The organism is Pseudomonas sp. SWRI50, assembly GCF_014269095.1.
Lineage (GTDB): Bacteria > Pseudomonadota > Gammaproteobacteria > Pseudomonadales > Pseudomonadaceae > Aquipseudomonas > Aquipseudomonas kermanshahensis.
In genome coordinates this window covers 67,739-93,887 of sequence record NZ_JABWRW010000013.1, presented here as the reverse complement: position 1 = coordinate 93,887, position 26,149 = coordinate 67,739, and the positions used below count along the sequence as shown (strand labels likewise).

The 26,149-nt window shown below is 62.2% G+C and carries 23 protein-coding genes, 2 tRNA genes and 2 pseudogenes; 16 read left to right on the top strand and 11 right to left on the bottom strand.

Annotated elements, in window-relative coordinates:
- The first annotated feature begins 4 nt into the window (after nt 1-4).
- The 6 genes from tolB (at nt 5) to HU750_RS15390 (ending at nt 4,286) form a co-directional block, all read left to right on the top strand.
- Nucleotides 5-1,276 (top strand): Tol-Pal system beta propeller repeat protein TolB, encoded by a 1,272-nt coding sequence (gene tolB, locus HU750_RS15415; RefSeq protein ID WP_033694211.1) that lies wholly within the window; start codon nt 5-7, stop codon nt 1,274-1,276.
- A 54-nt stretch (nt 1,277-1,330) separates the two neighbouring features.
- Complete coding sequence (pal, locus tag HU750_RS15410) at nt 1,331-1,828, top strand: peptidoglycan-associated lipoprotein Pal (protein ID WP_008090230.1); 498 nt, start codon at nt 1,331-1,333, stop codon at nt 1,826-1,828.
- A 6-nt stretch (nt 1,829-1,834) separates the two neighbouring features.
- Nucleotides 1,835-2,650, top strand: coding sequence for a tol-pal system protein YbgF (gene ybgF / locus HU750_RS15405; protein WP_027594661.1), 816 nt, complete (start codon nt 1,835-1,837; stop codon nt 2,648-2,650).
- 159 nt (nt 2,651-2,809) lie between these two features.
- Entirely contained in the window at nt 2,810-3,457 is a 648-nt protein-coding gene (queE, locus tag HU750_RS15400) for a 7-carboxy-7-deazaguanine synthase QueE (protein ID WP_186680983.1), read from the top strand.
- A gap of 17 nt (nt 3,458-3,474) precedes the next feature.
- A complete protein-coding gene (gene queC, locus HU750_RS15395; RefSeq protein WP_027594659.1) occupies nt 3,475-4,149 on the top strand; it encodes a 7-cyano-7-deazaguanine synthase QueC in 675 nt (224 codons plus the stop codon).
- Nucleotides 4,150-4,210: 61 nt separating this feature from the next.
- Nucleotides 4,211-4,286 (top strand) — tRNA-Lys (locus tag HU750_RS15390).
- Nucleotides 4,287-4,355: 69 nt separating this feature from the next.
- On the opposite strand, the gene HU750_RS15385 is transcribed toward HU750_RS15390, so the two are convergent.
- The 3 genes from HU750_RS15385 to HU750_RS15375 form a co-directional block, all read right to left on the bottom strand.
- Nucleotides 4,356-5,315 carry a cation diffusion facilitator family transporter gene (locus HU750_RS15385; protein ID WP_027594658.1) on the bottom strand — a complete coding sequence of 320 codons (960 nt, stop codon included), beginning with the start codon at nt 5,313-5,315 and terminating at the stop codon, nt 4,356-4,358.
- Nucleotides 5,316-5,453: 138 nt separating this feature from the next.
- Nucleotides 5,454-7,520 (bottom strand): methyl-accepting chemotaxis protein, encoded by a 2,067-nt coding sequence (locus HU750_RS15380; RefSeq protein WP_186680981.1) that lies wholly within the window; start codon nt 7,518-7,520, stop codon nt 5,454-5,456.
- A 66-nt stretch (nt 7,521-7,586) separates the two neighbouring features.
- Nucleotides 7,587-8,939 carry an APC family permease gene (locus HU750_RS15375; RefSeq protein ID WP_186680979.1) on the bottom strand — a complete coding sequence of 451 codons (1,353 nt, stop codon included), beginning with the start codon at nt 8,937-8,939 and terminating at the stop codon, nt 7,587-7,589.
- Nucleotides 8,940-9,412: 473 nt separating this feature from the next.
- On the opposite strand from HU750_RS15375, the gene HU750_RS15370 reads away from it, so the two are divergent.
- Nucleotides 9,413-10,921, top strand: coding sequence for a YdgA family protein (locus HU750_RS15370; protein ID WP_186680977.1), 1,509 nt, complete (start codon nt 9,413-9,415; stop codon nt 10,919-10,921).
- A gap of 215 nt (nt 10,922-11,136) precedes the next feature.
- Nucleotides 11,137-12,195 (top strand): quinolinate synthase NadA, encoded by a 1,059-nt coding sequence (gene nadA, locus HU750_RS15365; RefSeq protein ID WP_027594654.1) that lies wholly within the window; start codon nt 11,137-11,139, stop codon nt 12,193-12,195.
- Between the two features lie 118 nt (nt 12,196-12,313).
- On the opposite strand, the gene HU750_RS15360 is transcribed toward nadA, so the two are convergent.
- Nucleotides 12,314-13,750 (bottom strand): M48 family metalloprotease, encoded by a 1,437-nt coding sequence (locus HU750_RS15360; RefSeq protein ID WP_027594653.1) that lies wholly within the window; start codon nt 13,748-13,750, stop codon nt 12,314-12,316.
- Between the two features lie 120 nt (nt 13,751-13,870).
- Between HU750_RS15360 and HU750_RS15355 the strand changes: the two genes are divergently transcribed.
- Nucleotides 13,871-14,110 (top strand): sulfurtransferase TusA family protein, encoded by a 240-nt coding sequence (locus HU750_RS15355; RefSeq protein ID WP_186680975.1) that lies wholly within the window; start codon nt 13,871-13,873, stop codon nt 14,108-14,110.
- 20 nt (nt 14,111-14,130) lie between these two features.
- Entirely contained in the window at nt 14,131-15,201 is a 1,071-nt protein-coding gene (locus HU750_RS15350; protein ID WP_027594651.1) for an AI-2E family transporter, read from the top strand.
- Between the two features lie 121 nt (nt 15,202-15,322).
- Here the strand turns inward: HU750_RS15350 and HU750_RS15345 are convergent, their stop codons facing one another.
- Nucleotides 15,323-15,796, bottom strand: coding sequence for a peroxiredoxin (locus HU750_RS15345; protein WP_013973794.1), 474 nt, complete (start codon nt 15,794-15,796; stop codon nt 15,323-15,325).
- A gap of 10 nt (nt 15,797-15,806) precedes the next feature.
- On the bottom strand, nt 15,807-16,367 hold the full coding sequence (locus tag HU750_RS15340) for a glycine cleavage system transcriptional repressor (protein WP_027594649.1): 561 nt from the start codon (nt 16,365-16,367) through the stop codon (nt 15,807-15,809).
- 259 nt (nt 16,368-16,626) lie between these two features.
- Between HU750_RS15340 and dapA the strand changes: the two genes are divergently transcribed.
- The 5 genes from dapA (at nt 16,627) to HU750_RS15315 (ending at nt 20,322) form a co-directional block, all read left to right on the top strand.
- Nucleotides 16,627-17,505: a 4-hydroxy-tetrahydrodipicolinate synthase gene (gene dapA / locus HU750_RS15335; protein ID WP_099430204.1), complete on the top strand. Its 879-nt coding sequence runs from the start codon at nt 16,627-16,629 to the stop codon at nt 17,503-17,505.
- A gap of 17 nt (nt 17,506-17,522) precedes the next feature.
- Complete coding sequence (bamC, locus tag HU750_RS15330) at nt 17,523-18,641, top strand: NlpB/DapX family lipoprotein (protein ID WP_186680973.1); 1,119 nt, start codon at nt 17,523-17,525, stop codon at nt 18,639-18,641.
- The gene (locus tag HU750_RS15325; RefSeq protein WP_027594646.1) at nt 18,642-19,400 is read left to right on the top strand and encodes an MBL fold metallo-hydrolase; all 759 of its coding nucleotides are present in this window, start codon (nt 18,642-18,644) and stop codon (nt 19,398-19,400) included.
- 29 nt (nt 19,401-19,429) lie between these two features.
- Nucleotides 19,430-20,140: a phosphoribosylaminoimidazolesuccinocarboxamide synthase gene (gene purC / locus HU750_RS15320; RefSeq protein WP_012315794.1), complete on the top strand. Its 711-nt coding sequence runs from the start codon at nt 19,430-19,432 to the stop codon at nt 20,138-20,140.
- 92 nt (nt 20,141-20,232) lie between these two features.
- Nucleotides 20,233-20,322: transfer RNA gene (locus HU750_RS15315), tRNA-Ser, on the top strand.
- A gap of 63 nt (nt 20,323-20,385) precedes the next feature.
- Here the strand turns inward: HU750_RS15315 and HU750_RS15310 are convergent.
- From HU750_RS15310 to HU750_RS15300, 3 genes and pseudogenes are all read right to left on the bottom strand, one after another.
- Nucleotides 20,386-20,661: pseudogene (locus HU750_RS15310) on the bottom strand (DUF3077 domain-containing protein).
- Between the two features lie 108 nt (nt 20,662-20,769).
- Nucleotides 20,770-21,033, bottom strand: a pseudogene (locus HU750_RS15305) (hypothetical protein).
- Nucleotides 21,034-21,417: 384 nt separating this feature from the next.
- The gene (locus tag HU750_RS15300) at nt 21,418-22,035 is read right to left on the bottom strand and encodes a LysE family transporter (protein WP_186680972.1); all 618 of its coding nucleotides are present in this window, start codon (nt 22,033-22,035) and stop codon (nt 21,418-21,420) included.
- Nucleotides 22,036-22,240: 205 nt separating this feature from the next.
- On the opposite strand from HU750_RS15300, the gene HU750_RS15295 reads away from it, so the two are divergent.
- Nucleotides 22,241-22,432, top strand: coding sequence for a DUF4223 family protein (locus tag HU750_RS15295; protein WP_027594641.1), 192 nt, complete (start codon nt 22,241-22,243; stop codon nt 22,430-22,432).
- 85 nt (nt 22,433-22,517) lie between these two features.
- Here the strand turns inward: HU750_RS15295 and HU750_RS15290 are convergent, their stop codons facing one another.
- Both HU750_RS15290 and HU750_RS15285 read right to left on the bottom strand, forming a co-directional pair.
- A complete protein-coding gene (locus HU750_RS15290) occupies nt 22,518-24,959 on the bottom strand; it encodes a TonB-dependent siderophore receptor (protein ID WP_186680970.1) in 2,442 nt (813 codons plus the stop codon).
- A 220-nt stretch (nt 24,960-25,179) separates the two neighbouring features.
- Nucleotides 25,180-26,145, bottom strand: coding sequence for a FecR domain-containing protein (locus HU750_RS15285; protein ID WP_186680968.1), 966 nt, complete (start codon nt 26,143-26,145; stop codon nt 25,180-25,182).
- Between the last annotated feature and the right edge of the window lie 4 nt (nt 26,146-26,149).

Below are 26,149 nucleotides of genomic sequence, written 5' to 3'. Positions count from 1 at the left end.
GGTCATGCTCTGCTGCGTAGCAGGCATGGCGGTAGCAGATGAAAAGAACATCCTGGTCACCAGTGGCAGCGACCGGGCCACTCCCATCGCGGTAGTGCCGTTCGGTCTGCAGGGCGGCAGCGTGCTGCCCGAAGACATGGCCGAGATCATCGGCAACGACCTGCGCAACTCCGGCTACTACTCGCCGATTCCGCGTCAGAACATGATCAGCCAGCCTTCCCAGGCCAGCGAAGTCATCTTCCGTGACTGGAAAGCGTTGGGCGCGCAGTACGTCATGGTCGGCAGCATCGTGCCGTCCGGCGGTCGCCTGCAGGTGCAGTACGCCCTGTTCAACGTCGCCACCGAGCAGCAAGTGCTGACCGGTAGCGTGGCGGGCAGCGTCGACCAGTTGCGTGACATGTCGCACTACATCGCCGACCAGTCGTTCGAAAAGCTCACCGGCATCAAGGGTGCGTTCTCGACCCGTATGCTGTACGTGACGGCCGAGCGTTTCTCTACCAACAACACCCGTTACACCCTGCAGCGTTCGGACTACGACGGTGCCCGGGCAGTGACCCTGCTGCAATCGCGCGAGCCGATCCTGTCGCCACGCTTTGCACCGGATGGCAAGCGCATTGCCTATGTGTCGTTCGAGCAGAAGCGCCCGCGCATCTTCGTTCAGCACATCGACACCGGTCGCCGTGAGCAGGTCACCAACTTCGAAGGCCTCAACGGCGCGCCCGCCTGGTCGCCGGATGGTTCGCGCCTGGCGTTCGTGCTGTCCAAAGATGGCAACCCGGACATCTACGTGATGAACGTGGCGTCGCGTCAGATCAGCCGTGTCACTGCCGGCCCGGGTATCAATACCGAGCCGTTCTGGGGCAAAGATGGCAACACCCTGTACTTCACCTCCGACCGTGGCGGCAAGCCGCAGATCTACAAGCAGTCGGTCAGTGGTGGTGGTGCCGAGCGCGTAACTTTCGTGGGTAACTACAACGCCAACCCGAAACTTTCGGCGGACGAAAAGACGCTGGTGATGATTCACCGTCAGCAGGGCTTCACCAACTTCAAAGTGGCGGCACAGGACTTGCAACGCGGAAGTGTAAAGATTCTCTCGGAAACAAGTCTTGATGAGTCTCCCACTGTTGCGCCAAACGGCACCATGCTAATCTACGCCACCCGCCAGCAGGGCCGGGGAGTCTTGATGCTCGTGTCGCTTAATGGCCGCGTGAGGCTCCCACTTCCTACCGCTCAAGGCGAAGTCAGAGAACCGTCCTGGTCCCCTTTCCTGAACTGATTGCGGCGTAATACGTTTTGCTTAACACACTGGGGTTTCATTAGGAGTTTCACGATGGAAATGCTGAAGTTTGGTAAATTCGCTGCGCTGGCTCTGGCCATGGCTGTAGCTGTAGGTTGCTCCTCGAAAGGCGGTGACAACGCTGGTGAAGGCGCTGTTGACCCGAACGCTGGCTACGGTGCCAACACTGGCGCTGTTGACGGCTCCCTGAGCGAAGAAGCCGCCCTGCGCGCAATCACCACCTTCTACTTCGAATACGACAGCTCGGACCTGAAGCCAGAAGCCATGCGCGCTCTGGACGTTCACGCCAAGGACCTGAAGTCCAACGGCAACCGCGTTGTTCTGGAAGGCAACACCGACGAGCGCGGTACCCGCGAGTACAACATGGCTCTGGGTGAGCGTCGTGCCAAGGCCGTTCAGCGTTACCTGGTTCTGCAGGGCGTTTCCCCTGCTCAGCTGGAACTGGTCTCCTACGGTGAAGAGCGTCCGGTTGCCACTGGCAACGACGAGCAATCCTGGGCTCAGAACCGTCGCGTAGAACTGCGTAAGTAAGTTCCTATGCGAATGTGCCGCCGTGTTGTAACCGTCCTCGCACTCAGCCTGCCGCTCGCGGCCTGGGCTGAGGTCCCTGTAGTAGATGACAACGCGGGTGGGTATCCACCTGCGGGTTATGGCACGAGCGGCGCCTATGCCGGGGCAGGGGCTTCGACCCCTGCCTCAGCACAGGGCCAGCTGTTCATGCAGCTGCAACAGATGCAGGATCAGCTTTCCCGCCAGCAAGGCATCATCGAAGAGCTGCAAAACGATGTGTCGCGCATGAAGCAGGAAAACCTGGAGCGATACCAGGATCTGGACCGTCGCATCAACAGTGGTGCCGCGCCTGCCGCGACCCCTGACAATTCCGCTACCGGTGGCGCATCCAATGCCGCCGCCGGTGCAGCAGCAGGCGCCGCTGGCGCTGCTGCACAACAACCGGCCGCCAGCAGCGAGCCCGGTGATCCGGCGAAAGAAAAGCTCTACTACGATGCTGCTTTCGATCTGATCAAGCAGAAGGACTTCGACAAGGCCAGCCAGGCGTTCAACGCCTTCCTGCGCAAGTACCCCAACAGCCAGTACGCCGGCAATGCCCAGTACTGGCTGGGTGAGGTGAACCTGGCCAAAGGCGACCTGCCGGGTGCCAGCCAGGCCTTCGCTCAGGTGAGCCAGAAGTACCCCAAGCACAGCAAGGTGCCTGATTCGCTGTACAAGCTGGCCGACGTCGAGCGCCGCATGGGCCACACCGACAAGGTCAAAGGCATTCTGCAACAGGTCATCACCCAGTACCCCGGCACCTCTGCCGCACAGCTGGCGCAGCGCGACCTGCAGAAGCTCTAAGCAGCACCTCTCAAAAGAAACCCGCGCGAGTCGCGGGTTTTTTCGTTAGAATCAGTGCCCTTTTTCCTAAACACGCTGCTGCGGATAACGCCATGTCGAGTCCGCGACAGTGCCTGACGGAGGCGGACAGCCTGTTTAGCTGTCACGCCCGTGGCGATCATGCAAGACACATTACGCATCACCGAAGTCTTTTACTCGTTGCAGGGTGAAACACGAACGGCTGGGCTGCCCACGGTATTCGTGCGCCTGACCGGTTGCCCCCTGCGCTGTCAGTACTGCGACAGTGCCTACGCCTTCACTGGCGGCACTATTCGCTCCCTCGATTCGATCATGGAACAAGTGGCCGGCTTCAAGCCGCGCTACGTCTGTGTCACCGGTGGCGAACCGCTGGCCCAGCCCAATGCCTTGCCTTTGCTCCAGCAGCTGTGCGATGCCGGCTACGAGGTCTCGCTCGAGACCAGTGGCGCCCTGGATATTTCCGGCACCGACACCCGCGTCAGCCGTGTGGTCGACCTGAAGACCCCAGGCTCCGAGGAGTCGCACCGCAATCGCTATGAGAACATCGAGCACCTGACCCGCAACGACCAGGTCAAGTTCGTGATCTGCTCCCGTGAGGATTATGACTGGGCCGTGTCCAAGCTGATCCAGTACAACCTGGCCGAGCGTGCCGGCGAGGTGTTGTTCTCGCCCAGCCACCATCAGGTGAGCGCAAGTGACCTGGCCGACTGGATCGTTGCCGACAACCTGCCCGTACGTTTCCAGTTGCAGCTGCACAAGTTGCTGTGGAACGACGAACCCGGACGTTGATTGAGGAGTTGCAGTACATGACTGAGAAACGCGCGGTAATCTTGCTGTCCGGTGGCCTGGACTCGGCCACGGTGGTGGCCATGGCCAAAGCCGAAGGCTACAGCTGCTACACCATGAGTTTCGACTATGGCCAGCGTCATCGGGCCGAGCTCGATGCTGCCGCCCGTGTGGCGCGTGACCTGGGTGTGGTCGAGCACAAGGTCATTGGCCTGAGCCTGGACGGTATCGGTGGCTCGGCCCTGACCGACAGCAGCATCGACGTGCCGGAAACCCCAGGTGAAGGCATCCCGGTCACCTACGTACCGGCGCGCAACACCGTTTTCCTGTCCTTGGCCCTGGGCTGGGCGGAAGTGCTCGAAGCGCGTGACATCTTCATCGGCGTCAATGCCGTGGATTACTCCGGTTACCCGGACTGCCGCCCCGAATTCGTCGAAGCGTTCGAGCGCATGGCCAACCTGGCGACCAAGGCGGGTGTCGAAGGGCAGGGCTTCCGCATCCAGGCACCGTTGCAGAACTTGAGCAAGGCGCAGATCGTTCAGGCGGGCATCGCCCGGGGTGTGGATTACAGCTTGACGGTTTCCTGCTACCAAGCCGACGATCAAGGCCGTGCTTGCGGCAAATGCGACAGCTGCCGCCTGCGTGCTGATGGCTTCAAGGCTGCCGGGGTGACCGACCCAACGCGTTATTTTTGATTTTTTTTATGGCGAGGTGTTGATTTCTCGTTAGAAATCAGTATTATACGCGCCATCCAACGGGTCGTTAGCTCAGTTGGTAGAGCAGTTGGCTTTTAACCAATTGGTCGTAGGTTCGAATCCTACACGACCCACCATATGCAGTAAGTCAAAGCCCGCTACCGGCAACGGTAGCGGGCTTTGTCGTTTCTGGCGCGAACTGCCGGTTACTCAGCCCACTCCGGATCCCCGGTAAACACCACGGTCAACCAACGGTCCGGCCCTTCGCCGCCCACGGCATCGCCGATCTCGTTGCGCAGCGCATCCCACTCATCGATGGTTTTCGCGCCCATGCCGGTAGGCACGATGAAGTACAGCTCGATCTCCCGCGAGCGCCCTACCTTGGCCACATAGGCGCGGTACGACTGCAGCCCGTGGCGCGCAACGAAGGCCTTGGCGACTTCGTCGACATGCAGTTTGAGGTCCCCTGGCGTCACCAGGAATATCTCTGAAAACGCCTGGCGTACCACCGACAGCGGCAGTGGAATAATCACCAGGCAGACCAGTGCCAGCACCGCCGGGTCGATGTACGGGGACATCCATTCCCACTGCGTGCCCTGTACCGCATAGCCAAAGCAGAAAGCGATCAGCAACGCGGCGGTGATGCTTGCCGACATCACCCAACCCTTGACGTCCATGCGTACGAAGTCCGACCCCAGCTTGCGATTGGCTCGGGCTTCGACGACTGCGATGGTCACGCAGGCGATCACGGTCAGTACCGCGTAGACCATGGCGATGCCGAACTCCAGGTGCCGCCCGCCTTGCAGCACGCTGCTGACGGCGTTGATCAGCGCATAGATGGCCACGCCGCTGAGCAGGATGCCATTGAGCGCTAGCACCATGGGTTCCAGGTGCCAGAAGCCCATGGTGAAGCGCTCACGCAGCTTGCGTGACATCTGCAGGCTGGTGGCGTGAGAGGTGATCAGCTTGACCACCACCAGCGACAGGCCGCTCATGCTGGCGTCGACCAGCGAGTAAACGCCGTCGAAGATGATCGAGAACGAGCCCGAGGCCAAGCCGAAGGCAATGCCGATGGTGGCGATGAACAGGGTAACGGCGATCGAGGTGCGTAGCAGGCCTTGTTCGCTGGTGATGTCGAAGAACGGGGTTTTGTTTGTTGCTTGCATGGGTAAAGCTCTTTCAAAAGGTGGGTTGCCTGTGCTGGCCCTTTCGCGGGCAAGCCCGCTCCCACAGGGTAAAGTGCAGTTTCGAAGGTTGCACAGGTCCTGTGGGAGCGGGCTTGCCCGCGAAGAGGCCGGTACCGGCTAAACGCGAAACTGCTCCATCAAGGCTTGCTGCTGATTGGCCAGCCGGTTCAGCGCCTGGCTGATCCGCGCCGATTCATCGGCCTGGCCAGCCAGCGATTCTGTCACATCACGAATACCTGCCACGTTACGGTTCACTTCCTCGGCCACCGCACTTTGCTCCTCGGCTGCCGACGCGATTTGCAGGTTCATGTCGCTGATCACCGCCACCGCCTCGCCGATACGCTGCAGGGCCGGCAGCGCCTGTTCCATGCGCGTTGCGCTGGCCTGGGCCTGGCGCTGGCCCTCGTGCATGGCGCCCACCACATCCTGGGTGCCTTGCTGCAGGCCCTCGATGACCTGGCGGATTTCCTCGACCGACACCTGAGTACGCTGGGCCAGGCTGCGCACTTCATCGGCGACCACGGCGAAGCCACGGCCAGCCTCGCCGGCGCGGGCCGCTTCGATGGCGGCATTGAGCGCCAGCAGGTTGGTCTGCTCGGCAATCGCGCGGATCACCTCCAACACCGAGCCGATCTGATCGCTGCGGCTTTCCAAGGTGCGCGCCTCGTCCATCGCGGTGTTCATGTCGGCTGCCAGGCGGTCGATGGTCTGGCGTGTGCTGGCAATCAGTTGCAGGCCTTCGCGGCTTGCCTGGTCGGCGCCACGTGCCGCCTGGGCGGCTTGGGAGGCGTTGTGGGCTACATCCAGCGCGGTGGCGCTCATTTCGTTGGCCGCGGTGGCGACCTGCTCGATTTCCCGGTGCTGTTGCTGCATGCCGCTACTGGTCTGGCTGGCGATGGCGGCGGACTGGTCGGCAGTGCCACGGGCTTCCTGCAGCGAGCCTTTGACCTGGGCGATCACCGGCTGGAGTTTGTCGAGAAAGCGGTTGAACCAGCCGGTCAGTTGGCCCAGTTCGTCCTCGCGGGCATAGTCCAGGCGGCGCGTGAGGTCACCTTCGCCGCTGGCGATGTCTTTCAGGCGCCCGGCGACGACAAGGATTGGCCGCGTCACGCCGCGTGCGGTCAGCCAGACCAGTGCCAGGCCCAGTACAGCGGCGCCAAGGCCGATCAGCAGGCTGGTGAGGTTGGCGGTTTGGTTGTGCGCATCCAGGCGTTGGTTGAGCGCCATGGCCGGTGCTTGCAGCACGCTTTCAGGCAACTCCAGCAACACTTGCCAGGGCGCTGCGTCGGGGATGGGGCTGAACGGGTGAGCAACGCGCAGCAAGCCGTTCGGTACCGCCGCGTCCAGCGCCTTGCCGAGCTGGCTGCTGTCGCGGCTGTGGCCCGCCAGCAGGCCGGCCGGGCTGACGATGCTGACCTGGCCCTGGCCGTCGAACAGCTCCTGGCGGCCGTTCAGGCTCAACTGCTGCAGGTTGTCCAGGCCTATGTCCAGGCCGACCACACCGACGACCTTGCCGTTTTCCAGCAGGGGCAGGGCAATGCTGGTCATCAGCACCTGGCGGCCGTTGACCTCGTCGAGGTACGGCTCGAGCATGCAAGTCCGCGCGGTTTCTTGCGGGCAGGTCAACCAGCGGTTCTGCGGGCTGCCGCTGGTGCTGGTGCGGGTGTCGGCGAGCATCGCCTCAGGCATGGCTTCTTGCTCCAGGGTGCCTGGGCGTGGCTGCGACCAGTACAGCGAGAAGCGCCCGCTGTCGTTGCTGCCCACGGCCTCCTGCGCGACGAACTGGCGGTCCTGGTGGTCCAGCGCGTCCGGCTGGAACACCAGGTACAGGCCGATCACGTCCGGGTTGCTGGCCAGGCTGGCGCGCGCCTCGCGGGTCAGCTCGCCACGCAAGTCGTTGCCGCCGCGGGCCTTCAGCACCTGTACCAGGCGTCGGAAGCCATTACCGTGCTGATAGGCATCCATGAAGTAGCGCTGGATACGCAGCGCCTGGGTTTCGGCGTGCGCCTGCAGGCGCAGGCGCGCGCTGTGGTCGAGCATTTCCGAGTTGGCCTGGCTGACCAATGCCGCGCTGCGCCGGGCCTGGGTCAGCGAGGTGGTGACCAGCAGTGCGACGATGGCCAGCAGGCACAAGCCGGCAAGCAGGGTGATCTTCCACTGGATGGAGAGGCGACGCAGCGACATGAGGGCTTTCCTTTTCGATCAAGGACAACGCCCGCGGTCAGGCGCGGGCGTTGTCGGCAGCGTGGGTCATTCAGCAATGCAGTTCGGTGGCGCAACCCTGAAGGCCTTGGTCAGCCAGGCCAGGTAGATCACCCCGAGCAGTGCCCAAAGCCCGCCGAACATCAAGGAGTGCTCGTTCAGGTCCAGCCACAGCGAAACGATGATGCAGAAGCCGATGGTCGGCAGTACCAGGTACTTCAGCTTGTTGGCCAAGCCTTTGCGGTTGCCTTCGCGCAGGTAGCAGTGGTTGATCACCGACAGGTTGACGAAGCTGAACGCGACCAGGGCGCCAAAGTTGATGATCGACGTGGCGGTGACCAGGTCGAAGAAAATCGCCGACAGCGAAATCAGCCCGACCACGGCGATGTTCATCACCGGCGTCTTGTAGCGTGAATGCAGGCGGGCAAAGATGCTGGCCGGGATTACATTGTCGCGGCCCATCACGTACAGCAGGCGCGAGACGCTGGTCTGCGAGGCCAGGCCCGAGGCGATGGTATTGATCACGGTGCAGGCGATGAACACGGACTGGAACAGCTTGCCGCCCACGTACAGGGCGATCTCCGGCAGGGCGGCTTCCTGGTCATGGAAGCGCGCCATGGTCGGGAAGTAGGCCTGGATGAAGTACGACACCAGGATGAACACCATCCCGCCGATCAGCGCGGTCAGGAAGATGGCCCGTGGGATGGTCTTGCCCGGGTCGCGGGTTTCTTCCGACAGGCACGTCACTGCGTCGAAGCCCAGGAACGAGAAGCACAGGATGGTGGCACCAGCGGCCAAGGCGCTGAGGTGGGTCTGGTTGTCGGCGAACGGCAGCAGGCTCCAGGTAGTGCCCAGCCCTTCGCCGTGGCCCAGGCCACGCACGCAGAGGTAGATGAACACCGCAATGATCGCGACCTGCACCGCCACGAACAATAGGTTGAAGTGGGCCACCAGGTTGATGCTGCGCATGTTGATCAGGCTGATCAGGCTGACGAACCCGGCCACCCAGACCCACGCCGGCACTTCTGGGAACATGGCCGACAGGTAGAGCTTGGCCAGCAAGGCATTGACCATGGGCAGCAGCAGGTAGTCCAGCAGCGATGACCAGCCCACCAGGAAGCCCACGTGCGGGTTGATGGCGCGCTGGGTGTAGGTATAGGCCGAGCCCGATTGTGGGAAGCGTCGTACCAGGGTGCCGTAGCTCACCGCCGTGAACAGGATACCGGCCAGCGCCAGGATGTAGGCGCTGGGCACGTGCCCGGCGGTGATGCCGGAAACAATGCCGAAGGTGTCGAACACGGTCATCGGCGTCAGGTAGGCCAGGCCGATGATCACCACGTGCCAGAGGCGCAGGGATTTGCGGAATTGGTCGCCGCCGGAAGCGCTGTGGTCAGGCTGCATGCTGGCATGGCTCCTGCGGCTGGACGTGAACGGCGGGCACAGTGAGTTGCGCATGCGGCAAGGGCGAGCGGGTGGGCTCCATGTTGTTCACCTTTATTGTTCGGAGCAGAGGGAGGCGCGTGCGAGGCGCCGGTTGTTCTTTGTGGGGTGGGCGCGGTGCAAGTGGTGAAAATAAAAAACGATGGGTAGGTTGGTGTCAAGTTAAACATGACAAGATGTTGCCAAACTGAAACATTTATCGATTTCAATGGGGTTTTGTTCAGTTTGTGCGCGTTTTTTTGCTCTTTTGATCGATTTAGATGTTCGTAAAAATGAACAAATAGGATGTTGCCTATGGGCCTATCAGACGGATCCTAAACGCGGGATTTCTCGGTTTCGGCCACCACCTGGCCGTGGCTGCGGTGATATTCTTCAGGCCTTGCGTGGCACCTTGGCCACGTGTAAGCCCTTATGGACAGCATTCGGTTCTATTCATGAAGAAATCAGTAGGCATCCTTACCGGCCTGGCCATTGCCATTGCCGTCGCAACCACCGCTGGCGCCTGGTACACCGGCGAGCGCTTGCCTGCGGAGCTGGAATATTCCGTCAACCGCAGCAACGCCGAACTGAAAAAAGCCCTGGTGGGCGTCGGTGGCAGCCTGACCGTCGAACTGGTCTCGCTGGATCGGCACTTCTTCAGCAGTACCGCCCAGTACCGGCTCAAGGCCAAGGACATCAACCTGGGCGACGACGAAGTGGTCAGTTTCGATGTAGGCATGACCGACCAGATCGAGCACGGCCCATTCCCGTGGTCGCGGGTCAAGGCACTGAAGCTGATGCCCGTGCTGGCTGTCAGCAACAGCACCCTGCAGAAGGACGATTTCACCGCCCCCTGGTTCGCGGCAGCGGGCGAACAGGCGCCGGTCAGCGCGCAGACTAGCCTAGGCTACGGCGGCAACGTCGACAGTACGGTCCTGCTGGCCCCGCTCAAGGTCAACGAAACCGACGGCAACAGCCTCGCGTTCTCGGGCATGCAGTTGCAGCTCAGCGGCGACCGCGAAGGCAAGGCGACGAAATTCCAGGGCAGCGCCGAGCGCTTCGAAATGAAGTGGGTGCACGACGATCAGCCGCCTGCCACCTTCGAGCTGAAGGGCTTGAAGGTCGACGGCGACCTGGCCGCCACCCAGCATGATGCGATCTATGTCGGTAAGGTCGACCTGTCGCTGGCGGAAACCAAGGTGACCTTGGGGCCCAAGCAGCAGGTGCTGTCGATCAAAGGCTTTGAGCAGAAAGCCCAGCAAGCCCTCGACGGCCCGGACACCGTCGGTGGGCGCGCGGATTACACGCTGGCGGATATCACCTGGGACGGCCGCGCCGTCGGCAATGCGCAGATGGCCGTGAGCATCAAGTCGGTCAACGCACCGGCGCTGCAAGCGCTGTCGCACTGGTACCAGGCGCACTTGCCGGAGTTCGAGGCTGCGGCCGCAGCGGGCCAGGCAGTGCCACAGATCCAGATGGACGAAGCCGAGAAGGCCAAGTTCCAGGCTGACCTGCAGCAGCTGCTGGCCTCCAAGCCCAAGCTCGCGGTAGAAAACCTGTCGTTCAAGACCGCCAACGGCGAGAGCCGCTTCAACCTGGCAATGGACTTCGCCAGCCCGGCCTCCTTCGACCTGCCGCCCGACCAGCTGAGCAAACAACTGATCACCGAGGTCAAGACGTCGCTGTCGCTGTCCAAGCCGATGATCGGTGACCTGGCAACTTTGCAGGCGCTTTTGGACGGGCAGACCGATGCCCAGGCCATCGCCATGCAGTCGAGCCAGGCAGGTGAAATGGTTGGCATGATGGCGCTGCAGAGCGGCATGGCCACGGTGCAGGGCAACGACGTGGTGACCCGCCTGCACTATGCCGATGGCATGGTCGACTTCAATGGCCAGAGGATGACCGTAGAGGAGTTCGCCATGCTGATGTCCATGCGTCTTGCCGCCTTGCAGCCGCAAGGTTGATTCGCTAAGCCTGCCCCGGCTCGTTCGCCGGGGCAGGCTGCATAAAAACCCCTTTTGAATTCCCTCGATTGTCTGTAGCCTTCGGCGTCCGATAATAATCCGCGCCCGCAGAGGGCCGTGATGGCCTGCGCGCCGTCCGGCGCCCTTAGCCGATCTGCCAGGGCCGGGTGATACACTCGATTTGATGCGCGCACGCGCTTGCAGGTCCAGCGATCATGACCCAGATTTCCGAACGCCTGTTGGTTCAGGCCCACCTCGACGCCAAACAGCTCAACCCGCTGACAGCCGAGCAGGAGGCCGAATACCGTGCGGCCATCGCTGCCGAGCTCAAGGCCCAGAACGCCGTGCTGGTCGCCCATTACTACTGCGACCCGGTGATCCAGGCGCTGGCCGAAGAAACCGGCGGCTGCGTATCCGACTCGCTGGAAATGGCCCGCTTCGGCAAGAACCACCCCGCCGAAACCGTGGTCGTCGCCGGCGTGCGCTTCATGGGTGAGACGGCAAAAATTCTCACCCCCGAAAAACGCGTGCTGATGCCCACCCTTGAAGCCACCTGCTCCCTCGACCTGGGTTGCCCGGTCGAAGCGTTTTCGGCCTTCTGCGACCAGCACCCGGAACGCACCGTGGTGGTGTATGCCAATACCTCGGCGGCCGTGAAGGCCCGTGCCGATTGGGTGGTGACCTCGAGCTGCGCACTGGAGATCGTCGAAAGCCTGATGGACAACGGCGAGACCATCATCTGGGGCCCGGACCAGCACCTGGGCCGTTACATCCAGAAGCAGACCGGTGCCGACATGCTGCTGTGGGACGGTGCGTGCATCGTCCACGAAGAGTTCAAGTCGCGTCAGTTGGCCGACATGAAGGCGCTTTACCCGGATGCCGCAATTCTGGTCCACCCCGAATCGCCAGAATCGGTGATCGACCTGGCTGACGCGGTTGGCTCCACCAGCCAGTTGATCAAAGCCGCGCAGACCCTGCCGAACAAGACCTTCATCGTCGCGACCGACCGCGGCATCTTCTACAAGATGCAGCAGCTGTGCCCGGACAAGGAATTCGTCGAGGCCCCGACTGCCGGTAACGGTGCTGCGTGCCGCAGCTGCGCGCACTGCCCGTGGATGGCGATGAACACGCTGGAGCGGGTGTTGGAATGCTTGCGCACGGGCAGCAACGAGATTTTTGTTGACCCGGCGTTGGTGCCCAAGGCGATCAAACCGCTTAACCGCATGCTGGATTTCACCCAGGCGGCGCGCTTGAAGCTTTCGGGTAACGCCTGAAAATGCTGGGGCCGCTCTGCGGCCCATTCGCAGCACAACACTGCCCCTACAGGGGAATGCGATCTCCTGTAGGAGCAGCCTTGTGCTGCGAATGGAGCGCAAAGCGCTCCCGAAAAACTCAGCGCCCCATCATCTCCCTGACCATCCGCTGCTGCTCCATGACCTCGCGCTGGCGCTGATCAATCTGTGACGCCAGCGGGAAGTTGCTCCCCGCACGACGCTTGGCGTAATCCAGCTGCTGGATAGCCTGGTCGAAGTCACCGACCAAGGTGAAGTACTCGGCACGCGCCCGGTGCAAGCCGATGGTATTACCCGACAACCCCCGCACTTCGGCAACGTCGTACCACACATCCGGATCGTCCGGCCGGCTCTTGAGCAGGTCGTTCAGTACTTTTTCCGCTTCAGCTGGCTTGTTCTGCTTCACCAGCAGGTCGGCCCGCACCTGTTTCAGCGGGTAGTTGCCCGGGTACAGCCCCTGCATGCGCTCGGCACGCTGCTGGGCGTCAGCGAGGCGGTTGTTGGTGATGTCCAGGTCGATCTGCGCGAGGTTATAGGTAATGTCGTTGGGCGCTTTGGCCAGCAACGGCTTGAGCAGTTCGCGGGCTTCGTTGAGCTGGCCGCCCTTGATCTGCGCCAGGGCCAGGCCATAGCGTGCGGCGTCCAGCTTGGGGTCTTCATCCAGCTGGGCGCGGAAGCGCTTGGCGGCAAGGCCTGGGGTGCCTTCGTAGGTGAGGGCCACGCGGGCGCGGATCAACTGGTAGCGCTGGGTGTCTTCGATGCCGCCCTTGGGCGCCTGTTCGGCGCGGTTGCGGGTGTCGGCAACACGCGACTCGGTAACCGGGTGAGTCAGCAGGAATTCTGGCGGCTTGGCATCGTAGCGGTACTGACGCGCCAGGCGCTCGAACATGCTCGGCATGTTGCGCGGGTCGTAGCCGGCCTTTTCCAGGTTCTGGATACCGACGCGGTCGGCTTCCTGCTCGTTCTGCCGCGAAAAGCGCCGCTGCTCTTGGATCGCCGCCGCCTGGGTGCCGGCAATCATGCCGATGCCAGCGTCGCCAGCGCCCCCGGCCGCCAGCACGATGCCAGCCAGCAGCGCTGCCATCATGGGCAGTTGCATGCGTTGCTGGGCTTCGACGCCACGGGCAAAGTGGCGCTGCGACAAGTGCGCCAGTTCGTGCGCCAGTACCGAGGCGTATTCGCCCTCGGTCTGGGCATTGAGGAACAGGCCGCCGTTGACCCCGACGATGCCCCCAGGGGCGGCGAATGCGTTGAGCTCGCGGCTGTCGATCAGGATGAATTCCAGGCGTCGGTCCTGCAACTGGCTGGTTTCTGCCAGGCGGTACACGCTGGTTTCGACGTAGTCTTTGAGCTGCGGGTCGTTCAGCTGGTTGACCTGGCCACGCAACAGGCTGAGCCAGGCGCGGCCGAGCTGGTGTTCCTGCTGCGGCGAGACGATCGCAGAGCTGGCATCACCCAGTGATGGCAGGTCGTCAGCATGGCCGGGAAGGGCCATCAGGCAGGCCAGCGTCAACAGGGTAGGGCGCAGTAGATTCATGCACGAAGCTCGCGTCGGGTCAAAGGCCTCTACTGTAGCCCGCTCACACGTTGGCGACCAGTGGCGGTATCCTAGCGGGTCTGTTACCAAAGACGTCTACCCGCGTGTGGAGAACCCCTGATGAGTGACACCCTGACCTGCGACGCCGAACTCGACGCCAGCGGGCTGAACTGCCCCCTGCCACTGCTGAAGGCGAAGATGGAACTCAACCGCCTGGCCAGTGGCGGGGTGCTCAAGGTGATTGCCACCGATGCCGGCTCGCAACGTGACTTCCGCACTTTTGCCAAGCTGGCCGGTCATACGCTGCTGCACGAAACGGCCGAGGCCGGTACCTACACCTACTGGCTGCGCAAGGCCTGAGTCTTAACCAAGGATCGTCAATGTTCAAAGTGCTTCGCGACTGGATGCAGCGCTACTTCTCCGATGAAGAAGCGGTGGTGCTGGCGGTCCTGCTTTTTCTGGCGTTTACCGCAGTACTGACCCTGGGCGGCATGCTCGCGCCGGTGTTGGCGGGGATGGTCCTGGCGTTCCTGATGCAAGGCCTGGTCAACGCCTTGGAGCGTCTGCGCGTGCCTACTCGGCTGGCGGTGGCGGTGGTGTTCGCGCTGTTCATGGGGGCGTTGGCGGTCATCCTGCTGGTGCTGGTGCCGTTGCTCTGGCATCAGCTGATCACCCTGTTCAACGAGTTGCCCGGCATGCTCGGCAAGTGGCAGTCGCTGTTGTTGCTGCTGCCTGAGCGCTACCCACACCTGGTGTCGGATGAGCAGGTGTTGCGAGCTATCGAGTCGGTGCGCGGTGAAATCGGCAAGTTCGGCCAATGGGCGCTGACCTTCTCGCTGTCGAGCCTGCCGCTGCTGGTCAACGCCATGATCTACCTGGTGCTGGTGCCGATCCTGGTGTTCTTCTTCCTCAAGGACCGGGAAATGATCGCCCGCTGGGTCAGTGGTTATCTGCCACGCCAGCGCACCCTGTTGAACCGGGTGGGCAGCGAGATGAACCGGCAGATTGCCAACTACATCCGTGGCAAGGGTATCGAGATCCTGATCTGCGGGATTGCCACCTACATCGCCTTCATCAGCCTGGGGCTCAACTATGCCGCGCTGCTGGCGCTGCTGGTGGGCTTGTCGGTGGTGGTGCCTTATGTGGGCGCGGTGGTGGTCACCGTGCCCGTGACGCTGATTGCCTTGTTCCAATGGGGCTGGGGGGACCAGTTCATCTACCTGATGACGGTGTACGCGATCATTCAGGCACTGGATGGCAACGTGCTGGTGCCGCTGCTGTTTTCCGAGGCGGTCAGCCTGCACCCGGTGGCGATCATCTGCGCGGTGTTGTTGTTTGGTGGGCTCTGGGGCTTTTGGGGGATCTTCTTCGCGATCCCGCTGGCGACGCTGTTCAAGGCCGTGCTGGATGCCTGGCCGCGGCAGGAGCCGAGTGTTTCGCCACTGCTCTGAATGACATGGGGGCCGCTTTGCGGCCCATTCGCAGCACAAGGCTGCTCCTACAAGGGTTAACGCTGCTGTTGTAGGAGCAGCCTTGTGCTGCGAATGGGGCGCGAAGCGGCCCCAACCAATCTCAAGCCTTGTTCAAAGCCTGGGCCGCCGCCAAAACGGCATCCACATGCCCGGGTACCTTCACCCCACGCCATTCCTGGCGCAGCACACCGTCCTTGTCGATCAGGAAGGTGCTGCGGTCCACACCCATGTATTCCTTGCCATACAGCTTCTTCAGCTTGATCACGTCGAACAGCTGGCACAGGGCCTCGTCCTTGTCGCTGATCAGCTCGAACGGGAAGCCTTGCTTGGCCTTGAAGTTCTCATGCGACTTGATGCCATCGCGCGACACGCCGAACACCACGGTGTTGGCTGCGGCGAAGGCGTCATGCTGGTCGCGGAAACCCTGGCCTTCGGTGGTGCAGCCCGGGGTGCTGTCCTTCGGGTAGAAGTACACCACCACCTGGCGGCCCTTGAGCTCGGCGAGGCTGACCGTCTGGCCGCTGGTGGCCTGGGCCTGGAAATCGGCAACGGGTTGGTCGAGTGCTACGGCCATAGGGGCTTCCTTACACGGGGTTCTGTGGGCGCCAAGGCTCGATCAGCGCATCCAGGTTCAAGGCATCGGCAAAGTCCAGGAACTGGTCACGCAGCCAGCTGATCTGGGTGCCGGCGGGCAGGATCACGGTGAACTGGGCGTTGAGCATGCTGCTGCCGGTTTGTGGCGCCAGGTAGGTGTCGCAGGTCATGGCTTCGAGCTCGACGCGGTGGTCGAGGAAGAACTGGCACAGCTCATTGATGATGTCCGGGCGGTAGGCCGCACTGACATAGGCCACGTAAGGCAGCGCCTGCGGGCGCACCTCCTGGTCGGCGCTGCGCACCACATCGAGGGTCAGGCCGTGCTTTTTGCCCAGGCCCGGCAGGGAAGCTTCAAGACGCGCCAGGGCGTCCCAGCTGCCACCGACCTGCAGCACCAGGGCGCTGGTCTCGCCATGGCGGCTCAAGCGCGAAGTGACGACCGCGCAGCGGTTTTCGAAGGCAGCGCGGCTGAGGACGTTGGCCAGTTCCATGGGGTTTGGGCCCAGGGCACTGATGACAAGGAATTGTTCGCGGACGGTGGGGGTGGACATGCAGCATTCCTAAAGCGATGAGCGGTCGGTGCAGGACAGGCAAAAGCCTCCAGTCGGCAGGGCCCGGGGCTCGCATGCGAGGTCGTGGACGCCGGCGGGGAGCAAGGTCGACGGCCCGGCGGGCCGCGCTGCACCGATCAAAGGGCCAAGGGTAGCGAAATAAGCCGCCGAGGGGAATGCTCCGCCCGCCTGCTTCGCTTGTGCAAGGCCGATGCCCCCAGTACCATTACCGCTCTCTTTTTCCGGCAGGAGCAGTTACATGATTGCGGGCAGTATGGTGGCATTGGTCACTCCCATGGATGCACAAGGGCGTCTTGACTGGGACAGCCTCGGCAAACTTGTAGACTTCCACCTGGAAAACGGCACTCATGCGATCGTCGCCGTCGGCACCACCGGCGAGTCGGCCACCCTGACTGTTGAAGAACACATCGAGGTCATCGAATTTGTTGTCAAACGTGTCAATGGCCGCATCCCGGTCATCGCGGGCACCGGCGCCAACTCCACGTCGGAAGCCGTGCACCTGACCCAGAACGCTAAAAACGCTGGCGCCGATGCCTGCCTGCTGGTCGTGCCGTACTACAACAAGCCGACCCAGGAAGGCTTGTACCAGCACTTCAAGCACATCGCTGAAGCCGTCGACATCCCGCAGATCCTCTACAACGTGCCCGGCCGCACTTCGTGCGACATGCAGGCCGAGACCGTGATCCGCCTGTCGACCGTGCCGAACATCATCGGCATCAAAGAAGCCACCGGCGACCTGGCCCGCGCCAAAGCCATCCTCGATGGCGTCAGCAAGGACTTCATCGTCATGTCCGGCGACGACCCGACCGCTGTCGAGCTGATCCTGCTGGGCGGCAAGGGCAACATCTCCGTGACCGCCAACGTCGCCCCGCGCGAAATGGCCGATCTGTGCGAGGCCGCCCTTGAGGGCAATGCCGAGAAGGCCCGCGCGATCAACGAAAAACTCATGCCGCTGCACAAAGACCTGTTCTGCGAAGCCAACCCGATTCCGGTGAAGTGGGCGCTCGTTGAAATGGGCCTGATGCACAAGGGCATTCGCCTGCCGCTGACCTGGCTGAGCGAAGGCTGTCACGAAAAAGTCCGTACTGCCTTGCGCCAGTCCGGCGTACTGGTTTAATCGAGGAAGTACACCGCATGAAGCGACTGGCTGGTCTTTCCGCCCTTGCCCTGATCATTTCCAGCACCAGCGGTTGCGGCTGGCTGTGGGGCGACGAGGGTTATTTCCGCGACCGCGGCAGCGATTACCTGCAGGCGCATCCGACTGCGCCGATGCAGCTGCCGCCGGACGCCAGCAACGTCAAGCGCCTCGACCCGCTGTTGCCTATTCCGCGTAACGTTGCTGATGACCGTGCCACCGGCGAGTTCGAAGTACCGCGCCCGCAGCCCCTGACTGCGGGTGCCGAAGTCAGCGATTTCAGCCTGCAGCGCAGCGGCAACAGCCGTTGGGTCCTGGCCCAGCGCTCGCCCGCCGAAGTCTGGCCGGCAGCCCGTCAGTTCTTTGAAGACAATGGCTTCCGCATTGCTGAAGAGCGCCCACAGACTGGCGAATTCAACACCACCTGGCAGCGTTTCGACGAACTCTCCGCGTCACTCGGTCAGCGCCTGGCGAGCACCGCCAGCAGCGCAGACAGCGAAGTGCGCGTGCGTGTACGCATGGAGCCCGGCGTGCAACGCAACACCTCCGAGGTGTACATCGTCAGCGTCGAGCGCCCGGCCGGCAGCACCGCCGAACCTGGTTTCCCGTCCTCGTCCAGCAACACCGGCGCTGATGCCCTGCTGGTCGACGAAATGCTTGCCAGCATGAACCGCAGCGCCGAGAAGGGCGGGTCGGTCTCGCTGTTGGCCGCACGCGATTTCGATGCCCCGAGCCGCGTCAGCCTGAGCGAAGACGGCAGCGGCAACCCGGTGCTGTACCTGGGCGCCGACCTGGATCGCGCCTGGTCCAGCGTAGGCCGCGCCTTGGAGCAAGGTGGCGAGTGGCGTGTCGAAGACATCAACCGCAGCTTGGGCCTGTACTACATCAACCTGTCCGAAAAGCCTGAGGACAAGCAGAACGAGCCGGGCTTCTTCAGCCGCCTGTTCGGCAGTGCGCCGTCCAAGGAAGAGCGTGAAGCCCGTGCCGAACGCTACCAGGTGCGCCTGAGCAAGGTCGGTGAAAGCGTCCAGGTAACGGTCGAGAAAAACATCAACACCGTGGCTCCGGCCGATGTCGCCCGCCGCGTGCTGAGCGCCATTCAGGACCACCTGGGTTAAGTGCGCTTCGCGGTACTCGGAAGCGGCAGCCAGGGAAACGGCACGCTGATCGCCAGTGGTGACACGCTCATCTTGGTCGATTGCGGGTTTTCCCTGCGTGAAACCGAGCGGCGCCTGGCGCTGCTCGGGGTTAGCGCAGCACAGCTGAGCGCCGTGCTGGTCACCCACGAACATGCCGACCACGTGCATGGGGTGGGGTTGCTGTCGCGGCGCTACAATGTACCGGTCTACCTCAGCCAAGGGACCTTGCGCGGCCTGCGCAAGCCGGTGGAGGTGGCCGGTTTTCTCGCGTGTGGCGACAGCCTGCGCATCGGTGGCCTGGAGGTGACGGCGGCGCGCGTCGAACATGACGCCTACGAGCCGTTGCAGTACGTGTTCAGCGACGGCCGACGGCGTTTCGGCATGCTCACCGACCTGGGCTCGTACGATGCCTTGTTGCTGGAGCGCTACCAAGGCCTGGATGCCTTGTTGATCGAGGCTAACCACTGCCGTGACCTGCTGGCGCGCGGGCACTACCCGGCCTTCTTGAAGCTGCGGGTGGGTGGCGCGCAAGGGCATTTGAACAATCACCAGGCTGCGCGCCTGGTGGACGAGTTGGGCTGGAGCAACCTGCAACACCTGGTGCTGGCCCACCTCAGCAGCAAGAACAACCTGCCACAACTGGCCCGCCAGTGCTTCGTCGACACCCTTGGGTGCGACCCGGACTGGCTTCAGGTGGCGAATCAGGAACACGGGCTCGACTGGCGCGAAATCGCCTAGCCCAACTACTCAAGCAAGCGGAGCCCATCATGGAAAAACGCGAAGAACTTTACCGCGGCAAGGCCAAATCGGTTTACAAGACCGACGACGCCGACCGCTTGATCCTGTTGTTCCGCAACGACACCTCGGCGTTCGACGGCAAGCGCATCGAACAGCTCGACCGCAAAGGCATGGTGAACAACAAGTTCAACGCCTTCATCATGCAAAAGCTCGAAGAAGCCGGCGTGCCGACTCAGTTCGACAAGCTGCTGGGCGACAACGAGTGCCTGGTGAAGAAGCTCGACATGATCCCAGTCGAGTGCGTCGTGCGTAACTACGCCGCGGGCAGCCTGGTCAAGCGCCTGGGCGTGGAGGAGGGCATCAAGCTGGAGCCGTCCACCTTCGAACTGTTCCTGAAGAACGACGAGAAGGGCGACCCCTTCATCAACGAATCCCACGTTGTCGCGTTCGGCTGGGGCACCGCCGAACAGCTGGCCGAAATGAAAAAGCTGTCGCTGAAAGTCAACGAAGTGCTGAACAAGCTGTTCGATGACGCCGGCCTGCTGCTGGTCGACTTCAAGCTGGAGTTTGGCGTATTCCACGGCCAGATCGTCCTGGGCGACGAATTCAGCCCAGACGGCTGCCGCCTGTGGGACAAAGAAACCCGCAAGAAGATGGACAAGGACCGCTTCCGTCAGGGCCTGGGCGACGTGATCGAAGCCTACGAAGAAGTTGCCAAGCGCCTGGGCGTGCCGCTGTAAGCGGCCTGTTCACGCAAGCGCCTGATACCACGCGAATTTTTTTGAAATAAAGGTTTGCGTTTCAGAAATTCGCTGGTATGATGCGCGCCATTGGAGAGATGCCGGAGTGGTCGAACGGGACGGATTCGAAATCCGTTGTACTGGCAACAGTACCTAGGGTTCAAATCCCTATCTCTCCGCCATACATGTGGTAGATGAAGCCCCTGAAAACGATGAGTTTTCAGGGGCTTTTTCGTTGTTTGGCCTTAATGCTTCATCATCCCCAGCCCCGCATCATCAAGCAGCGCTTTGGCCATCGCGCTCAGGTAATGCGAAGCCCAGATCAACTTCTGATCGCCCTCCTTCAACCCTGTCAGGGTCATGTCGCGTACATAGCCCATCAGCTCGGATGCCTGTTCGCGGGCGCTTTGGCAGCAGATGCCTGGCTCGATGCGAAAGAGTGGGTGGGTTTGGTTTTCGCCTTAGTAGAACGTTGTCAGGCCGACCGTGGTGGGCGGCTTTGGGGGGGCTGTAGTCGTCATTTAACTCCCTGGAATCTTTAGTGCCGGGCCTGGCCTCTTCGCGGGTGAACCCGCTCCCACAGGTATAAAGAAGAGCCCTGTGGGAGGGGTACGCAGCTACTCGAACGTTCAATGCACCGTGCCCGGCGCTGCGGGGATGTGCGGCTGCATCTGCAATTGCATCAATGCGGACTCAACCAGGCTTTGTACTGCCTCCATCTCGTGGATGACTGCCTGCATCACGATCGAGTTGGGGGAGGTGGGCTTGAGTTGCACTGATTAGCGGGCTACAGACAGGGCACAGAGGACGTACTCTGTGGATTGGATCAGGGTGTCCTGCAATATCTGCGAGGAATCGAGGGAGTAGGGCGGATCGGGGACTATCTTGCGCATGAAAGCTCCTTGGGTAAGTGGAGCTGCCTGGCAACGCTGTCAAACGAATGGAGGCAGTTATACACAGGTTGACAGACCGGTACCCAAGCACTAGCAACAGTTTGAGCGGATCGTGAGTATGTTTGGGAAATGGACTACAAGATAGGGGAAAAAACTGAAGGTTAGCTGTAGGGCGGAAGGCTGATTTGCCGTCCTTTACAGTTCAAGAAATGACAACTGCGCTCTTCTGTTGTTTATGCGTTTTGGGTAAACCTGGGGCCGCTTTGCGGCCCATCGCAGGCAAGCCAGCTCCTACAGGTACAGCGCAAGCCTTGAAGGCAGTGCAGTACCTGTAGGAGCTGGCTTGCCTGCGATGGGCTGCGCAGCAGCCCCGGAAATCTCGAATCAGCGCATCGCCGCCAGCTTGATCCCGAACCCAACCAGGCAAACCCCCGCCAACCGCTCGAACAGGTTGGCAATCCGTGGGTTCGCGCGCATGCGTTCGGCCAGCTTGTGGGTCAACACCACCGCAATCAGCCCATACAGGAACGTCACCACCGCCACGGTCGCCGCCAGAAAGCCAAAGGTCAGCAACCCCTGGTGCTTCACCGGGTCGACGAACAACGGGAAAAACGCCATGTAGAACATGATCGCCTTCGGGTTGAGCAAGGTGATCATCATCGTTTGGCGCAAGTAGTGGCCGTTGTCCATGCGGCTTGCACGCGGGGCGCCGCCGGGTTTGCTCAGCACCATGCGCAGGCCCAGGTAGGCCAGGTACGCAGCACCCGCCCATTGCACCACGTGGAAGGCGGCAGGGTAGGTGGCAAGTAAGGTGGCAACGCCGGCCACGGCCAGCCACAGCAGTACCTGGTCACCCAGGATTACCCCGAAGGTCGCCGCCAAACCGGCCTTGATGCCACCCTTGCCCGTGGCCGTGATCAAGGCAAAGTTGCCCGGGCCAGGGATGGCCAGGACGATGATAAAGGCGATGACGAAGGCGCCGTAGTCGGTAACACCGAGCATGGGGGGAACTCCTGTAATAGTGCAGGTGCAAGGCAGAACTACAGACTATCTTCCCCGGCGGCTTACTTTTCAACTGTCCGTTAATGCTGCGATAACGCGACGTATTGTTACATCGAGCCCTCTGTGACTTGGATCCAATGCTTTGGTTCTGTATGATCCGGGCGCCATCAGTACGATGGCCGACGATTCATTTAAAGGACTTAGTATGAAAAAGCTGTTGAAAGCCACTGTTGCTGTTGCTGTCGTTTCGGGCGTTGCCCTGCTGTCCGGCTGCACTGGTCAAGTCTACAACCAGCAGAAGAACTGCTCGTACGACTACCTGTTCCACCCTTCGGTTTCCATCTCCAAGGTCATCGGTGGCTGCGGCCCAATCGATAAACTGCCTCAGCCGCAGTAATCTTGGCGATACCCTGATCGCGACGCTTGCGGCGTGATCCAAGGACCCCGGTCATGCAGATGCCCGGGGTCTTTTGTTTAAGGGATCACCAGCGCAACGAAACGGTACCGAGCAAGGTCCGCTCTTCACCCCAGTAGCAACGCCCGGCGTTGTTGCAGCCTGCTACATACTCCTTGTCGAACAGGTTGCGGGCATTGAGCTCGACTGACCAATTTTCGTCGAGGGTATACCCCACCTTGGCATCCACCAGCGTGACATCACCGGTATCGAGCTTGCCGTACAGGCTCGCCGGGGTATAAGCGAAGGTGCTGTCGAAGTGACGCACGCCACCGCCTATCTGCAGCCCCTTCAACAGCCCGTCACGAAAATGGTAGGTGCTCCACACCGATGCCTGGTTGCGCGGCACGCCGGTCATCTGGTGGTCTTCATACAGCGAGCCCGCCACGTCCTTGGTTATGCGCGAATCGGTGTAGGTGTAGGCCGCGGTGATGTTGAGGTTTTCGCTCAGGTCGCTGTTGAGCTCCAGCTCCACACCCTTGGCGCGGCTGGCGCCGATCTGGCGGTAGTCGCCGACGCTTGAGTCGAACAACACATCGTCCTTCTTGCGCAGGTCGTACACCGACGCGGTAAAGGCGGTGTTCCAGCCCTTGGGCTCGTACTTGATACCCACTTCGTACTGTTCGCTGGTGGTCGGGTCCAGCGGGCCGCTCTTGCTCTCGGTCTGCTGGGTGGGGGCAAAGGCGGTGGAATAGCTGAAGTACGGCGACAGGCCGTTTTCGAACTGGTACATCACGCCGGTCTGCCAGGTGAAATCGCTGTCCCAGCTGTCCATGTCGGCTTGTGCGTTGAGGGTGCCAGCTTTGTTGCGGAACTGGCTGTTGACCCGGTCCAGGCGCCCGCCGAGCAGCAACACCCAGTTGTCGACCTTGGTTTGAAGCTGGCTGTAGAGGCCGTACATGGTCTGTTCGAGCAAGGCGTTCTGCACGTGTAAAGGCGTGCTTGGCTTGCCATTCCAGACCGGGTTGAACACGTTGAGGGTGCCGCCGTTGCCGGCATCCCAGTCCTGGTTGAACGAAGTGCGGTCAAGGCTCGCCCCCAGCAGCAGGGTGTGCTCGAACTCACCGTTGTCGAAGTGGCCTTCGAACTGGTTGTCCAGCGAGTAGGCGATGGACTTGTTGTAGCGGTCGTAGGCAGTGTTGCCCAAGGTGGTGCCGAAGCCGCCGTTGTTCAGGCTGCCTGGCCACATCTCCTGGCGGTCGATGCGCGACTGCATATAGCGCGAATTCTGGCGGAACTGCCAGGTGTCGTTGAAGCGGTGGCTGAACTCATAGCCTAGGCTCCAGGTTTCGCGTTTGAAGTTGTCCCAGTCCGGGTTGCCGGACAGCTGGTCCTTGTCGATCTTGCCGTTGGGGTTGTGCAGTAAGGTGCCGGCCGCGGGGTAGCCCAACTCCATCAAGGTACGGTCGCGCTGGTAGGTGGCCAGCACGGTCAGGCTGTTGAACTCGTCGAAGTTCAGGGTCAGCGACGGGGCGATGTAGAGGCGGTCATCAGGCTGGTGATTGACCTGGGTATCGGCGTTGCGGCCCATCATTACCAGGCGGCCAAGCACATTGCCTTCATCGTTCAACGGGCCGGAGACGTCGACACCCAGTTGGCGGCGGTTGTGCGAGCCATAGCTCAGTTGCACTTCGCCGCGGGCCTCGGCGGTCGGTCGTTTGCTGACCAGGTTGACCACGCCACCTGGGGCGTTCTCGCCGTACAGGATCGAGGTCGGGCCGCGGAACACTTCCACCCGCTCGAGGCCATAGGGTTCGCTGCTGGTGTCGTAACGGTTGCCTTGCACCCGCAGGCCATCGCGCAGCAGGCCGTAGCCATAGTCGGTGGCGTTGAAACCACGGATGAAGAACAGGTCGCCCGCCTGGCCGTCACCGCCGGCAAAGGGTGGCGAGAAAATGCCCGGTACATAGCCGAGCACTTCGGTGAGGGTTTGCGATTGCTGGTCGTCCATGCGCTGGCGCGTCACCACCGAAACCGAGCGCGGGGTGTCGGCCAGGGCGCTGCTGGTCTTGCTGGCCGTGGCGCTGGAGACCGCACGGTAGCCTGTGTCGCCCTGGCCATTGCTGACGGCCAGGGTGGCGGCGTTGATGGCGGTGGCGTCCAGTTGCAAAGCGTTGCCGTCTTCGACCGGTTGCAGCACATAGCCGCTGCTGCCTTGCGGTACAGCCTGCAGGCCGCTGCCTTGCAGCAGACGGGCCAGCCCTTGGGTGACGCTGTAGCGGCCTTGCAGGCCCTGGCTGGTTTTACCGGCGGCCAATGCGTTGCTGCCGGCCAGGTAGATGCCGGCCTGGCTGCTGAACTGGTTGAGGGCGCTGGTCAGCGAGCCGGGGGCGATGTTGAAGGCAGCCTCGGCATTGATCGCTTGTTCGGCGTGCGCCAAGGTCGCCGGCAGCATCAGCGGTGCAGCGGCACAAAGGGAAAGCGGGGCGGCAAGCGCCAGGCGAAAGGCGGGGTGGAGGGGCGTCGGCATGCTGGTCCCTGAGGTCGATACGGTCAGTTGAGGGAGGTTGTGAGGGGTTAACCGAACGAGATTGGGAAAAGGGAACCGGTTGGTGCGGTTTTTTTGCATGAGGATTGTGGGGGGTATGGCGTTGTTTTTATAGCGCCTGTGAAATCGAGCGCCGCCCGCGCGGCGCTCGATTTCACAGGCGCTACAAACCTATCGGCAACCACCCATCAGCCCCCACTCCTCACGCCGGCTCGACGCTCACCCACCAGGGCGTCAGCCTTTGCACACGAACCGGCAGCGCCGCCTGCAGCAGGTCGAGTGCGCGGTCGGTATCGTTGAGCGGAAAAGCCCCCATCACCGACAGCTGTGCCACCGACGGGTGCCAGCCCAGGTGGCCATGGCGATAGCGGCCCAGCGTCTGCAACAGCTGCGCCAGGGGCATGTCCTCGGCATTCAGGCGTTGATGAATCCATGACTCACCCGCGCTTTGCGCCGGGCGCGGCGCGCTGATGCCCTGGGCGGTGAAGACCACCTGCTGCCCGGCCTGGACGATAAGGCGCTCGGCCCGCTGCGCAGTGCACACTTCGACCGCACCGGCGTACACGTCCAGCCGCGTGGTCTCGCCCTGCTGGCACACCGCAAAACGGGTACCCAGGGCTTGCATGCGCCCTTGCGCGGTGTCGACAAAAAATGGCCGGCGCGAGTCGGCGGCGGTTTCCACCAGGATTTCGCCAAAACGCAACGTGAGCACGCGGCTCAGCGCCGAGAACTCCAGGTCCACTGCACTCTGGGCGCCCAGCCACAGCTGGCTGCCGTCGGCCAAGCGGGTTTGGCGGGTTTCACCAATGCCGGTGGCAAGGTCGGCACCCCAGCCCGGCAGTGGCGCACCCCGCCAGGCCTGCCAGCCGAGCAGCGAGCTGGCGCCGAGCACCAGCAACGTCTTGAGCCCGGTGCGCCGGCTGAAGCGGCGCGGCTCGTGCTCGCGCAGGGCCCGGCCCGCGGTAGCGCCTTCGGCCTGCAAAGGCGCGAAGCGCTGGCCGACACGTTGCACGTAGTGCCAGGCTGCGCGGTGGTCGCCGTGCTGGTCGAGCCAATGTTGCCACTGGTGGTGCACCTGCGGGCCGGCGTCCTCGTCCTGCAATTGCACGTACCAATGCGCGGCTTCCTGCAAACTGGCGTGGCTGAGTTTCTGTGTGGGTGTGCTCATGGCG